Origin of the sequence: Enterobacter ludwigii (assembly GCA_023023105.1) — a bacterium.
In the GTDB taxonomy this organism is placed as follows: domain Bacteria; phylum Pseudomonadota; class Gammaproteobacteria; order Enterobacterales; family Enterobacteriaceae; genus Enterobacter; species Enterobacter adelaidei.
In genome coordinates this window covers 2,586,303-2,599,127 of the sequence record CP083824.1, presented here as the reverse complement: position 1 = coordinate 2,599,127, position 12,825 = coordinate 2,586,303, and the positions used below count along the sequence as shown (strand labels likewise).

12 protein-coding genes are annotated in these 12,825 nt (G+C 54.3%); 6 read left to right on the top strand and 6 right to left on the bottom strand.

Going from position 1 to position 12,825, the window contains the following annotated elements; all coding sequences use genetic code 11:
- Nucleotides 1–3 precede the first annotated feature (3 nt).
- Together sirB1 and kdsA are read left to right on the top strand one after the other, a co-directional pair.
- The gene (sirB1, locus tag LCD46_12605; protein ID UOY68947.1) at nucleotides 4–813 is read left to right on the top strand and encodes an invasion regulator SirB1; all 810 of its coding nucleotides are present in this window, start codon (nucleotides 4–6) and stop codon (nucleotides 811–813) included.
- A gap of 36 nt (nucleotides 814–849) precedes the next feature.
- Entirely contained in the window at nucleotides 850–1,704 is an 855-nt protein-coding gene (gene kdsA / locus LCD46_12600) for a 3-deoxy-8-phosphooctulonate synthase (GenBank protein ID UOY68946.1), read from the top strand.
- A gap of 48 nt (nucleotides 1,705–1,752) precedes the next feature.
- Here the strand turns inward: kdsA and chaA are convergent, their stop codons facing one another.
- Nucleotides 1,753–2,853, bottom strand: coding sequence for a sodium-potassium/proton antiporter ChaA (gene chaA / locus LCD46_12595; protein UOY68945.1), 1,101 nt, complete (start codon nucleotides 2,851–2,853; stop codon nucleotides 1,753–1,755).
- A gap of 270 nt (nucleotides 2,854–3,123) precedes the next feature.
- On the opposite strand from chaA, the gene chaB reads away from it, so the two are divergent.
- Nucleotides 3,124–3,354, top strand: coding sequence for a putative cation transport regulator ChaB (chaB, locus tag LCD46_12590; protein UOY68944.1), 231 nt, complete (start codon nucleotides 3,124–3,126; stop codon nucleotides 3,352–3,354).
- A 177-nt stretch (nucleotides 3,355–3,531) separates the two neighbouring features.
- A complete protein-coding gene (locus tag LCD46_12585) occupies nucleotides 3,532–4,227 on the top strand; it encodes a gamma-glutamylcyclotransferase (protein ID UOY68943.1) in 696 nt (231 codons plus the stop codon).
- Between the two features lie 30 nt (nucleotides 4,228–4,257).
- Here LCD46_12585 and LCD46_12580 read toward each other — a convergent pair whose 3' ends face one another.
- From LCD46_12580 to LCD46_12570, 3 genes are all read right to left on the bottom strand, one after another.
- Nucleotides 4,258–4,497, bottom strand: coding sequence for a DUF1883 domain-containing protein (locus LCD46_12580; protein ID UOY68942.1), 240 nt, complete (start codon nucleotides 4,495–4,497; stop codon nucleotides 4,258–4,260).
- 211 nt (nucleotides 4,498–4,708) lie between these two features.
- The gene (locus tag LCD46_12575; GenBank protein UOY68941.1) at nucleotides 4,709–6,493 is read right to left on the bottom strand and encodes a methyl-accepting chemotaxis protein; all 1,785 of its coding nucleotides are present in this window, start codon (nucleotides 6,491–6,493) and stop codon (nucleotides 4,709–4,711) included.
- Between the two features lie 106 nt (nucleotides 6,494–6,599).
- Nucleotides 6,600–6,953, bottom strand: coding sequence for a DsrE/DsrF/TusD sulfur relay family protein (locus LCD46_12570; GenBank protein UOY68940.1), 354 nt, complete (start codon nucleotides 6,951–6,953; stop codon nucleotides 6,600–6,602).
- 177 nt (nucleotides 6,954–7,130) lie between these two features.
- On the opposite strand from LCD46_12570, the gene LCD46_12565 reads away from it, so the two are divergent.
- Nucleotides 7,131–8,537, top strand: coding sequence for a YchO/YchP family invasin (locus LCD46_12565; protein UOY68939.1), 1,407 nt, complete (start codon nucleotides 7,131–7,133; stop codon nucleotides 8,535–8,537).
- Between the two features lie 3 nt (nucleotides 8,538–8,540).
- Here the strand turns inward: LCD46_12565 and narL are convergent, their stop codons facing one another.
- Together narL and narX are read right to left on the bottom strand one after the other, a co-directional pair.
- Nucleotides 8,541–9,191, bottom strand: a complete 651-nt coding sequence (gene narL / locus LCD46_12560; GenBank protein UOY68938.1) for a two-component system response regulator NarL — start codon at nucleotides 9,189–9,191, stop codon at nucleotides 8,541–8,543.
- Nucleotides 9,184–10,980 (bottom strand): nitrate/nitrite two-component system sensor histidine kinase NarX, encoded by a 1,797-nt coding sequence (gene narX, locus LCD46_12555; GenBank protein ID UOY68937.1) that lies wholly within the window; start codon nucleotides 10,978–10,980, stop codon nucleotides 9,184–9,186. Before narX ends, narL begins: the two co-directional genes overlap by 8 nt.
- Before the next feature lie 309 nt (nucleotides 10,981–11,289).
- Here narX and LCD46_12550 point away from each other — a divergent pair, with 309 nt between their 5' ends.
- Nucleotides 11,290–12,687 (top strand): NarK family nitrate/nitrite MFS transporter, encoded by a 1,398-nt coding sequence (locus tag LCD46_12550; GenBank protein UOY68936.1) that lies wholly within the window; start codon nucleotides 11,290–11,292, stop codon nucleotides 12,685–12,687.
- The last annotated feature ends 138 nt before the right edge of the window (nucleotides 12,688–12,825 follow it).

The window sequence follows — 12,825 nt, the reverse complement described above, 5'->3', positions numbered from 1 at the left end:
GTCATGAAGTCCTTAGCCGATTTCGAATTTAATAAAGTGCCGCTTTGCGATGGCATGATCCTGATTTCGGAGATGATCCGTGACGATTTTACGTCGCAGTATGTCTACGATGAGCTGGAAAATCTGGTCAGCCTGGCGCGTGAAGAGATCAATCAGGCGCGTCCGCAGGACTGGCAATTAGAGAAGCTTCTGGAACTTTTCTACGGCGAATGGGGTTTCTGCGATACGCGTGGCGTGTATCGCCTGTCTGACGCATTATGGCTGGACCAGGTCTTAAAGAATCGTCAGGGCAGCGCCGTTGCGCTGGGCTCTATTTTGCTGTGGGTCGCACACCGTCTGGATATTCCACTGGTGCCGGTCATTTTCCCGACGCAGATGATACTGCGTGCCGAGTGGCTGGATGGTGAGATGTGGCTCATTAATCCGTTTAACGGCGACACGCTGGATGAGCATACGCTGGACGTCTGGCTGAAAGGCAATATCAGCCCGGTGGCCGAGCTTTTTAACGAAGATCTCGACGAGGCGGATAACTCAGAAGTGATCCGCAAGCTGCTGGATACGCTGAAATCAGCGCTGATGGAAGAGCGTCAGATGGAACTGGCTTTGCGTGCCAGTGAAGTGCTGCTGCAGTTTAATCCGGAAGATCCGTATGAAATTCGCGACCGTGGGCTTATTTATGCTCAGCTCGATTGTGAACACGTCGCGCTGAATGATTTGAGTTATTTCGTGGAACAATGTCCGGAAGATCCGATTAGCGAAATGATTCGCGCGCAGATCAACGCGATCTCGCACAAACAAATTACACTGCATTAATCTTAATTCCGATTCACACCTGAATAAGGCGATCCTATGAAACAAAAAGTGGTTAGCATTGGTGATATCAACGTGGCAAACGACCTGCCGTTCGTGCTGTTTGGCGGTATGAACGTGCTGGAATCCCGCGATCTCGCTATGCGTATCTGCGAACACTACGTGACTGTGACCCAGAAACTGGGTATCCCGTACGTGTTTAAAGCCTCTTTTGACAAAGCCAACCGCTCCTCCATCAACTCTTACCGTGGCCCGGGCCTGGAAGAGGGAATGAAAATTTTCCAGGAGCTGAAACAGACCTTTGGCGTGAAAGTGATCACCGACGTGCATGAAGCCGCTCAGGCGCAGCCTGTGGCCGATGTGGTAGATGTTATCCAACTGCCGGCGTTCCTGGCTCGCCAGACTGACCTGGTTGCCGCGATGGCGAAAACCGGTGCGGTGATCAACGTGAAGAAACCACAATTCGTGAGCCCGGGTCAGATGGGCAACATCGTCGATAAGTTTATCGAAGGTGGCAACGACAAAGTTATTCTGTGCGATCGTGGTTCAAACTTCGGTTACGACAACCTGGTTGTGGATATGCTGGGCTTCAGCGTGATGAAGAACGTCTCTAATCAGTCTCCGGTGATCTTCGACGTGACGCACGCACTGCAGTGCCGCGATCCGTTTGGTGCAGCCTCCGGCGGCCGCCGTGCCCAGGTTACCGAGCTGGCGCGCGCCGGTATGGCAACCGGCCTGGCGGGTCTGTTTATCGAAGCGCACCCGGATCCGGCTAACGCGAAATGTGACGGTCCATCCGCGCTGCCGCTGGATAAACTGGAGCCGTTCCTGAAACAGATCAAAGCGATTGACGATCTGGTGAAGAGCTTCGACGAGCTGGATACCAGCAACTAATAAAAAAACCCGCTTCGGCGGGTTTTTTTATGGGGCATGGTAAAAAGACTACGCAAATATCGTCATCAGATACGCAATAAACAACGCCATATGCGCCGCGCCGTTCAGCACATTGGTACGTCCGGTCGAGAACGAAATCTGACACAACAACAGTGATGCCACCATCACGATCATCTCTGGCGCACCCAGCGCAAACTGCAGCTCGTTACCCGTCATAAACGCAATCAACGTCACCACCGGAACGGTAAGCGAAATCGTCGCCAGCACGGAGCCGAAGAACAGGTTCATTGCGCGTTGCACCTGATTATTCAGTACCGCTTTCAGCGCGCCCAGTCCTTCAGGGGACAGAATCAACAGCGCTACCAGGAAGCCGGTAAAGGCCACCGGCGCGTTCAACTCGGTTAACAGCGTCTCCAGCGGATTGGCGTTCATCTTGGTAACCGCGATAACCGCAATCAGATGCACGATCAGCCAAACCGTGTGCCACGCGCTGCTGTGGGCCGACGGTTTACCGTGATGCGGGTCGTCATCGTCGCTGTCGTCTTCATGCTCATACACAAACAGACTCTGGTGCGTTTTGGTCTGAATCAGCAGGAATACGCCGTACATGGCCGCGGAAATCAGCGCAACCAACAATGCCTGACCGGTGGAAAAGTTTGCACCCGGCAGCGCCATCGGGAACACCAGCACGATAATTGCCAGCGGGAAGAGGGCAATCAGATACTGTTTAATGCCGAACAGGTTCATATACTGGGTCGCGAATTTACGACCACCCAATAACAGTGAGAAGCCCACCAGACCGCCCGTCACAATCATAATGATTGAGTAGAGCGTATCGCGCATCAGCGTCGGGGCGGCATCACCGGTCGCCATCAGCGCAGAGATCAGGCTAACTTCGAGGATAACAACGGAAAGACTAAGAATTAACGAACCGTACGGCTCGCCCAGACGGTGGGCTAATACGTCGGCATGGCGAACGACGCTAAAAGCGCTGGTTAAAATACCAACCAGAGCAAGAATATTGATACCAACCACCACTGGCAGTGACTGACTGCTTCCCCAGAAGAGCAGCACAGCCAGTGCCAGAACCGGGAAAATGAGTGACGTCTCCTTGTGGCGGGTCTTTACCGCCTCGTGTGTTGCTGTCATGTGCTTCTCCATCAATGCAGGTGCTTGTAATTATAGATAGATTTTTGAGGTCATTAAACTAACAGATCTCTGTTAAATACCCTTTATTTTTTACTTAATTTTACCCTTTGTCATAATTTTGTTTCTTGATGGGTAAAATGCAGAGTCTTTGTTTATTAGTCATTAAATAACAATGTATTAAAAATATAATGTCCTCATAAATTATTGCCGGGTGGCACCATGCCATATCGTCGTCCACACTTATCTCTTTAGCCAAAAGAGAGGTCAGTGATGCCCTATAAAACGAAACGCGAATTACCCGATAACGTGCAAAACGTGCTGCCCGCCCACGCGCAGGATATCTACAAAGAAGCGTTTAATAGCGCCTGGGAACAATACAAAGATAAGGACGATCGCCGGGATGATGCCAGCCGTGAAGAGACGGCGCACAAAGTCGCCTGGGCCGCCGTAAAACATGAATATGAGAAAGGAGACGACGATAAATGGCATAAAAAGAAATAGCCGTGAAATAATTCGCTGCCTTCATTTTGACTTTTCAGGCGGTTGAACTTCCGTTGTATTGCAACTGGTCCGCTAATTGCTTATCGTTATTTAACTGCTGGCAAAATGACCAGCACCTAAGGCCGGGAAGGCGAATTACAGATGTCGCAAGGAAGCATGCAGTGGCGGAGGTGTAAAGTGTTAACGCGTGATTTCTTAATGAAGGCAGATTGTAAGACGGCATTTGGTGCTATTGAGGAATCGCTTCTCTGGTCGGCTGAACAACGTGCGGCGTCACTCGCTGCCACGCTTGCCTGCCGTCCGGATGATGGCCCGGTATGGATTTTTGGCTACGGCTCTCTGATGTGGAACCCGGCTCTGGAATTTGTCGAATCGGCAACGGGAACGCTGCCGGGCTGGCACCGCGCATTTTGCCTGCGTCTGACGGCCGGGCGTGGCAGTGCGTGTCAACCTGGGCGCATGCTTGCACTGAAAGAGGGCGGACGCACCACGGGCGTGGCATATCGCCTCCCGGACGCCACGCTGGAAGAGGAGCTCACGCTGCTCTGGAAGCGCGAGATGATTACCGGCTGCTATATGCCGAGCTGGTGCAAGCTGGAACTGGACGACGGACGTACCGTTAATGCGCTGGTCTTTATTATGGATCCTCGCCATCCGCTGTATGAAGCGGATACCCGTACGCAGGTAATTGCCCCGCTGATTGCTGCCGCCAGTGGCCCGCTGGGTACTAACGCGCAGTATCTCTTCTCTCTTGATGACGAGCTGACCCGCCTCGGTATGAAGGACGACTGTCTGAACGAACTGGTGGTGAAGGTGAAGGCACTTCTGGAAGGGAACCTGCTCAACAGCTCGCTGCGACCGGGTTTTGCCTGAGAATACGCCCGGCTCGCCGGGCGTTTAATGTTATGCTGCTACGTAGCTGACAGAATGCTCCAGTGACTGACTGTGGCTGTCGATCAACACATCCCACGTGCCGGTATAGGGCACCGTAAGCCAGGCTTTATCATCCTGCACGGTCAGAATATCTGCCTGCGATTGTTTTTGTGCTTTTGAACTCATCAGATGAATACGGCAGCGCTCTGAACAACGAACCACTACCGTATCCCCGCCAAACAGTTTCAAACTTGTTTTTACCAGTGCCATTTTTTACCCCGTAGTCTTAAACAACGCTCTCCCTGCTGCCATATCCGAGCGTGATATTGTTCACAATTCACTCATGGCATAACACCAAAGGGGAGGGGCCGGGATGCTGATTTTGATCAAAAAATGGCATAACGATTAAACAAAAATGACAAAATCCCTAAAAATTTCAGCTGGCGCGCGTTTTACCCGCTAAACGCGCGCCGGGATAAAATTAAATGCGGAAATGTCCGGCGGTTTCAGCAAGGTCACCCGCCTGGCTCTGCAGGGCGCCCGCGGCGGCGGCGGATTGCACAACCAGCTCGGCGTTCTGCTGTACCATTCTGTCGAGATGGGTTACCGCATGGTTGATCTCATGGATACCCTTCATCTGCTCGCTGGTGGCGATGGAGATTTCACGCATGATGCCCGAGACGCTGCCGATGCTGGCGCGGATTTCATTCATGCTTTCCCCTGCCAGATGCACGTAACGGGAGCCCGTTGCCACGCTGTCAGTGGTGGAATCGATAAGCGATTTGATCTCTTTCGCCGCCTGAGCGCTACGGCTTGCCAGGTTACGCACCTCTCCTGCCACCACGGCAAACCCACGCCCTTGTTCCCCGGCTCGTGCTGCTTCCACCGAGGCGTTCAACGCCAGAATATTGGTCTGGAAGGCAATGCCGTCAATTACGCTGGTGATATCGCCAATTTTTGCGGATGCCACTTCGATGGACTGCATGGTACTGATTGCCTGCGACACCACCTCACCACCGCGCGCCGCGGCCGCTGAGGCTTTGCTCGCCTGGTCGTTGGCTTCTGCTGCAGACTCATTCGACTGCGTCACGGAGGCGGTGATCTGCTCCACGGCACTGGCGGTCTCTCGCAGGCTGGATGCCGCCTGCTCGGTGCGTCCGGAAAGATCCTGGTTACCAGCCGCAATTTCCTGCGCGGCATTTTTCACCGATGCGCTGGCATCACGGAGCTGTACCATGACGACGGAGAGTTTATCGCTGAAGGCGTTAAACGCTTGTGCAATCTGCGCGACTTCGTCTTCACCATCATCCGGCAGGCGCTGCGACAGGTCGTTAGTCCCGTTAGCAATGTTGTGCATCGCGTCGCGGATGTCAGACAGTCGCTTCAGCAGACGGGCAATCAGGAAGTGAACAATAGCGGCGCTCAGCAGAGCCAGGATCACCAGCGAGATAGCCGACGCTTTAAGCAGGGAACGCATGCCGGATGTCGCATCGCCATTGTCGAGGGCGACAACTAACATCCAGTTAGTGCCTGACACGGCCGTCGCAACAAAGGTTTTTTCTTTGTCATCGAATGTGCCGACAACCGGATTACCGCTTTTCAGCGCCGCAAAATCGATACCTTTGATCGTCTCGGCAAACGGTTTAAGCGTCAGCGCCGGATCATTGGCGGCAATCACGGTGCCATCGCTGGTCAGAAGTAATCCACTACTTGCCGGGGTCGGATGGATCCCGCGCACGTTAGCGACCACGCTATCCATGGCCACATCGCCTGCTACCACGGCTTTCAGGGTGCCATTTTCTTTCACCGGCACGGCGAACGTCACCACCAGCTTCCCGGTACCGGCATCTACGTAAGGTGCGGTGACGACAGGGGCGTCCTGGCTTACCACCTGCTGATACCAGGGGCGAATGGTCGGGTCATAATCCGCGGGGACGCCCGCTGGGTCAGAGAATTTGGCTGTCTTGCTGGCATAACCAACATAGACGTTGGTGAATCCCCCCGCCTGCGCAAGCTGTTTGAATACCGGAACCGGATCGTCACTCAGCGCCACGGTCTGAGCGGAGGCGATCACCGTCATTTTGCTTTTTACCCAGTCGGCAATCGCCATGTTATGGCTGGCGCTGGTGCTGGTCAGGATATCGCGCTGTGACTGCTGGTTATCCTGACGCGTGACCTGGAAGTTGATAACGGTATTAAGGAGAAGGGCGACGACCAGACAGCCTGCCGTCGCGGCGATGATGCGTGCACGAATCGATCTGAACATAAGTGAAATACCTGCTGTGTTGTTTCCATGCCTATCGGCAACCTTGCAGGTAAACTTGATGCTGAAACCGCGTCCATAAGAAAATAATATTTTTACGGGTTTATTATTAAAAAGTTAATACTTTATCGGCGGACAGCGTCCACTCGGCCAGCTCAACCAGCGTACCAATCTCTACACCATCAATCAGCGGCAGCCCGGTAATGCCGCGGCCGTCGGTGCAGGTCTTGCACAGCTTCACCGGCACATTTTGCGCGGTGAGGATCTCCAGCATTTGCTGAATGTTGTAGCCTTCTGCAGGTTTCTGTCCCTTCAGCCCGGCAGTGACCGCGTCCGACATTAAAAAGAGCCGTAACTCCAGTTCGCTCTCTTTATCGCGGAGTGCGATAGCCAGACGCAGGCTGTTAAAAAGGGATTCGCTGCCGTAAGCCGCACCGTTGGCGATGATCACTATCTTCTGCATGTTGACTCCTGTTCTTAAAAAGGCACGAATAATATAGGGTTTACCGAGTTTACGCCGTCTACAGCCGACAATAAACTTCAGGATATTCCTGAAATTTCCCGTAAGGCTGCAATTCTTTCTTAATAGCGTTAAGGTAAGAGCGTCTTTAACAAAACCCAGGCGCTAAACCCGACGTTGATGGCTGTATCGTCCTGCATTCGCTTTCTGTTATTACTCCCCCTTCTTACGGCGGGAGCCGTTCACGGTGCCCCGAATTCCTTTATGCAACAGGCAGAAAATCCCTTTGATAACAACGGGGATAGTTTGCCCGATCTCGGTATGGCCTCCCCAACTGGCGAGGGAGAAAAACACCTGGCCGAAATGGCAAAAGCGTTTGGTGAAGCCAGTATGACCGATAACGGTCTGACCACGGGCGAGCAGGCGCGCCAGTTTGCGTTTGGTCAGGTACGTGATGCGGTGAGTGGGGAAGTGAACCAGCAGATTGAATCCTGGCTCTCCCCGTGGGGTAACGCCAGCGTAAACTTGCTGGTGAATGACGAAGGTAAATTTAACGGCAGTAGCGGGAGCTGGTTTATCCCCTGGAATGATAACAACCGTTACCTGAGCTGGAGCCAGTTTGGCGTGACGCAGCAGACGGATGGCCTGGTCAGTAACGCCGGGGTAGGTCAGCGCTGGATCGCCGGCAAGTGGTTACTGGGCTACAACACGTTTTACGATAACCTGCTGGATGAAGGCCTGCAGCGTGCCGGGCTGGGCGCGGAAGCGTGGGGTGAAAATCTGCGTCTGTCTGCTAACTACTATCAGCCGTTTGCCAGCTGGCGTGACAGCTCGGACGTTCAGGAGCAGCGCATGGCGCGCGGGTATGATGTCACCGCCAAAGCCTGGTTGCCGTGGTTCCATCATCTGAACACCAGCGTTAGCTTCGAGCAATACTTTGGCGATAACGTCGACCTGTTCAACACCGGAACCGGCTATCACAACCCTGTCGCGGTAAATCTGGGGCTCAACTATACCCCTGTTCCGCTGGTCACATTGACGGCCGCCCATAAGCAGGGAGAGAGTGGCGTCAGTCAAAATAATCTCGGACTGAAGCTTAACTATCGCTTCGGCGTACCGCTTATAAAGCAGATCTCTGCCGGAGAAGTCGCCGCCACGCGCTCCCTGCGCGGGAGCCGCTACGACTCGCCTGAGCGGGACAACCTGCCGGTTATGGAGTTCCGCCAACGCAAAACGTTATCAGTGTATCTGGCGACGCCACCGTGGGATCTGAAAGGGGGCGAGACCGTGATGCTGAAGCTACAAATTCGCAGCACGCATGGTATTCGTCAGATCCACTGGCAGGGTGATACCCAGGCATTGAGCCTGACATCACCGGCGAAAAGTAACAGCGGCGATGGCTGGAGTGTGATTATGCCTGCCTGGGATAGCCGGGAAGGGGCAACTAACCGCTGGCACTTGTCGGCAGTGGTAGAAGATGAGAAAGGCCAGCGCGTCTCTTCCAATGAGATCACGCTTATTGTGGTGCAACCGCTGGTCGCATTACCCAACGACGACCCGCGCTGGAGGCTGCTGCCGGATGAGTAATGCTTAAAAAATTCGTTCCTGATGTACCCACACAGCGGCTTCAACGCGGGATTTTAACTTCATTTTCTTCAGCATGTGCTTCACATGTACTTTGACCGTGCTTTCGGTGATATCCAGGCGGCGGGCAATCATCTTGTTTGGCAGACCCTGAGCAATCAGCTTGAGAATGTCGCGCTCGCGTGGCGTTAACTGACTGACGTCGCGATCGGAGGTGGCGCGGTTGGCGCGCAGGCTGGCGGCCAGTACCGGCGTTAATGCTTCGCTCAGCACCATCTCACCTGCGGCAGCCTGTTGCAGCGCTTTAAGCAGATCTTCCGGCTCCATATCTTTCAGCAGATAGCCGTCCGCACCGCGCTTCAGCGCTGTGACCACATCTTCTTCATGGTTCGACACGCTAAAAACCACCACGCGACCGGAAAGGGATTTTTCCCGCAGCTTGTCGAGGGTTTCCAGACCGTTCATTCCGGGCATATTGAGATCAAGCAGGATCAGATCGGGATCAAGCGCTTCGGCAAGCTCAATGCCTTGTTCACCGTTGCTGGCTTCGCCTACGACGGTGATATCGGGTGCCATGCTGACCAGCTGTTTCACGCCAGTACGCAGCATCGGATGGTCGTCGATCAACAGAATTGATGCCGGTTCCTGATTAGTCATGGGTTTCTCCTTGAGCAGTTGTGAGCGGTTTCTCGGGAATAAAGGTGACAACAACTTCCGTGCCACCTGTCTCTCTCCGGCGAACCTGGCAATCACCGCGCAGGCTTTGGGCGCGGTCTCGCATGATGATTAAACCATAGTGGTTAGTTCGTTCGGCATTTTCCGGCACGCCGCGGCCGTTGTCATGAACCGTGAGCCTGACCTGATTAGCGTGCTGGCTGACGGTGACGGTTACCGCCGTCGCGCCAGCATGTTTGAGCACGTTACTCAACGCTTCACGGGCGATCTGCAGTAAATGAATGGCCTGATGCGACGGAACAAACCGCGGCGGCAGTTGGTAATCCAGCTTCACCGGGAACCCCAGCCGGGCGCTAAATTCGTGACAGCTGGATTCCAGGGCGGGGCGCAGGCCAGGTTCAGTGAGCTGCAGACGGAAAGTGGTCAGCAGTTCACGAAGTTGCACCCAGGAGGTATTCAGTTCGTTGCGGATCTGGCTCAGCAGCTGTTTATTACTTTCCGGCATCTCCGTATCCTGCATTTGCAGGCAGCTCACCTGCATTTTCATACAGGAGAGCGACTGGGCGATGGAGTCGTGAAGCTCGCGGGCGATGGTTGCACGCTCTTCCATGACGATCAGCTGCTGCTGTTTTTCCTGATGACGGTCGAGTGCCAGCGTGGCCGTCAACTGTTCAACCAGCGTATCAACCAGCTGTTGCTGGTCGTGGCTGAGGTGACGACCGGCCGGCAGGGTTGCCAGCAGAATGCCGTACTGGGTGTGGTTGTCCGTCAACCGCCACTTCAGCGTGGTACCACTCGACGTCAACGGCGGCAAGCCGCGAGGACAAAGATGGCAACCTTTGTCATCACAGGACATATCGGACTGGCAGGTAAACTCCTGATGGTTTTCTTCGTCTTCCACATCGTAGACCCGCAGCTCCAGGTCGTGAAGCAGGGTCAGATTTTGCAGGCCATTCAGTACCGGCGAGAGACGCTCGCAGAGCGGTACCTGCATATGCAGACGACGGTTGGCTTGCCACAGGAAGGAGAGCATCTCGTTTTTCTGCTCCAGCCCGGCCGTTTTTTCCTGAACGCGCTGCTCCAGCACCGCGTAGCTTTCGGAGAGTTCTGCCGACATGGTATTCAGCGCCTGGCCGAGCATCGCCATCTCGTTGCGCCCGCTGATATGGGTGCGCTGCGTAAAATCCCGTGCGGTGACCGCGCGGGCCATCGCCAGCAGCTGTTTCCAGGGATTCAGCAGCCGTGCACGCAGCCAGACAATGGTGAAGATGAGTAACAGCCCCATACACAGCGCCATTGCACGGTGCATCATCACTACCCGGTCAATACGCAATTCGGTGGTTTGGTCAAAAGAGGAGACCAGGGCATCAATGCGTGATACGAAACCCGCAACATCATGCGCAACCGCTTCTGGACTGCGCGCCTGTTTCAGCCCCGGCTGCAGTTGAGTGTGCCAGTAGCCCTGGAGTTCTTTAAGCTGAGATTGCTGACCGGCGCGAATGGCGGCGTTTTCCAGTTCCGGGCTGAACGCCGTGCGTTCCATTTCATCGAGCAGTGGCTGATCGACCTGCGTCAGGGGAACCGATGACAGAAGGCGGTAACTCTGCATGCGTAGCGAGCCCGCCTCATTGATGGCATGCGCGTTACCCTGTACACCCTGTACCAGCCAGCCGGAGATCGCCATGCCCGTCACACCGAGGGCGGTGGACAGCAAAACGATCAGCGCGACCTGATTCACGAGTGTCAGTGGAGATAAACATCTTTTTAACATAGAGTTGCCGTGCTCCTGACGTGGCCTGCTTGCAGGAATGGCGCTATTCTGGTGCATACCCTGGAGTATACCCATACCAATAAAGGATTACTCCCAAATTGCCAACGGAGTAACGGGAAGGGGGTGGGGGTAGCAAGGAAACGTCAGCACCGTGAAAAACCACATCTTTTTTACCGTCATAACCTACTCATTAAGGATGAGGGCTTTTTTTGCGCCGCAAATCCTCCCTCTTTTCCTTTGATTTATATCAACTTACCGCCGCTCTAAAACCCTAATGTTTGCAGCATCATTCGAGAATCAGAGGTGTCTATGAGTCACTCATCCGCTCCCGAAAGGGAAAATGGTGCCGTTATTACAGACTGGCGTCCAGAGGATCCGGCGTTCTGGCAACAGCGCGGCCATCGTGTAGCAAGCCGGAATCTGTGGATTTCCGTTCCGTGTTTGTTGTTAGCGTTTTGCGTCTGGATGTTGTTTAGTGCGGTGGCGGTAAACCTGCCAAAAGTCGGTTTTACCTTTACAACCGATCAGCTATTTATGTTGACCGCGCTGCCGTCTTTATCCGGCGCATTGCTGCGAGTGCCTTACGCGTTCATGGTTCCGGTGTTTGGCGGCCGTCGCTGGACGGCATTCAGTACCGGTATCATGATCGTGCCATGTGTCTGGCTCGGTTTTGCGGTACAGGATACGTCTACCCCGTTTAGCGTGTTCGTGATTATCTCCCTGCTGTGTGGTTTTGCGGGTGCGAACTTCGCCTCCAGTATGGCAAACATCAGCTTCTTCTTCCCGAAAGCGAAACAGGGCGGCGCGCTGGGTATTAACGGCGGTCTCGGCAACATGGGCGTGAGCGTGATGCAGCTGATTGCACCGCTGGCGATCTCTGTCTCCATTTTCGCAGCGTTTGGCGGCGGTGGCGTTGAGCAAGTGGATGGCTCTTCCCTGTATCTGCAAAACGCCTCCTGGATCTGGGTTCCGTTCCTGGTGATCTTCACTCTGGCAGCCTGGTTCTTTATGAACGATCTGTCAGCGTCAAAAGCGTCTCTGAGCGAGCAGTTGCCGGTGCTGAAGCGCGGGCATCTGTGGGTAATGGCGCTGCTGTATCTGGCAACGTTCGGTTCGTTTATCGGATTCTCTGCGGGCTTCGCCATGCTGTCGAAAACGCAGTTCCCGGACATTCAGATCCTACAGTTTGCCTTCTTTGGGCCATTTATTGGTGCCCTGGCGCGTTCGCTGGGTGGCATGGTGTCTGACCGTCTGGGCGGGACGCGTGTGACGCTGGTGAACTTTGTGGTAATGGCTGTCTTCTGTGCGCTGCTGTTCCTGACGCTGCCAACTGACGGACAGGGGGGTAACTTCACCGCCTTCTTCGGTGTGTTTATGGTGCTATTCCTGACTGCCGGGCTGGGCAGCGCTTCTACTTTCCAGATGATTTCCGTGATCTTCCGTAAACTGACCATGGATCGCGTAAAAGCTCAGGGGGGAACCGAAGAGCAGGCGATGCGTGAAGCGGCGACGGACACGGCGGCAGCGCTGGGCTTTATCTCTGCCATCGGCGCAATTGGCGGCTTCTTTATTCCGAAAGCGTTCGGTATCTCTCTTGACCTGACCGGTTCTCCGGCGGGGGCAATGAAAGTATTTCTCGTCTTCTATATCGCCTGCGTTGTGATCACGTGGCTGGTATATGGCCGTAATACTAAGAAAAATAAGTAAGTTTGATTATCCGTTTACGCGGCCTTCGGGCCGCGTTTTTTTGGCTCGTGAATAGTTACAACATACTGACGGGTTTGCAGAGGAAATCTGCGGGTAACACTGTTATCGCCATCGCTTTGCAGGTGGTTCTACCCCTTA

What these genes read in the sequence shown, in the direction of transcription:
- sirB1 (UOY68947.1), top strand. Translation starts at nt 4, where the DNA reads ATGAAGTCCTTAGCCGATTTCGAATTTAATAAAGTGCCGCTTTGCGAT.
- kdsA (UOY68946.1), top strand. Translation starts at nt 850, where the DNA reads ATGAAACAAAAAGTGGTTAGCATTGGTGATATCAACGTGGCAAACGAC.
- chaA (UOY68945.1), bottom strand. Translation starts at nt 2,853, where the DNA reads ATGACAGCAACACACGAGGCGGTAAAGACCCGCCACAAGGAGACGTCA.
- chaB (UOY68944.1), top strand. Translation starts at nt 3,124, where the DNA reads ATGCCCTATAAAACGAAACGCGAATTACCCGATAACGTGCAAAACGTG.
- LCD46_12580 (UOY68942.1), bottom strand. Translation starts at nt 4,497, where the DNA reads ATGGCACTGGTAAAAACAAGTTTGAAACTGTTTGGCGGGGATACGGTA.
- LCD46_12575 (UOY68941.1), bottom strand. Translation starts at nt 6,493, where the DNA reads ATGTTCAGATCGATTCGTGCACGCATCATCGCCGCGACGGCAGGCTGT.
- LCD46_12570 (UOY68940.1), bottom strand. Translation starts at nt 6,953, where the DNA reads ATGCAGAAGATAGTGATCATCGCCAACGGTGCGGCTTACGGCAGCGAA.
- LCD46_12565 (UOY68939.1), top strand. Translation starts at nt 7,131, where the DNA reads ATGGCTGTATCGTCCTGCATTCGCTTTCTGTTATTACTCCCCCTTCTT.
- narL (UOY68938.1), bottom strand. Translation starts at nt 9,191, where the DNA reads ATGACTAATCAGGAACCGGCATCAATTCTGTTGATCGACGACCATCCG.
- narX (UOY68937.1), bottom strand. Translation starts at nt 10,980, where the DNA reads ATGTTAAAAAGATGTTTATCTCCACTGACACTCGTGAATCAGGTCGCG.
- LCD46_12550 (UOY68936.1), top strand. Translation starts at nt 11,290, where the DNA reads ATGAGTCACTCATCCGCTCCCGAAAGGGAAAATGGTGCCGTTATTACA.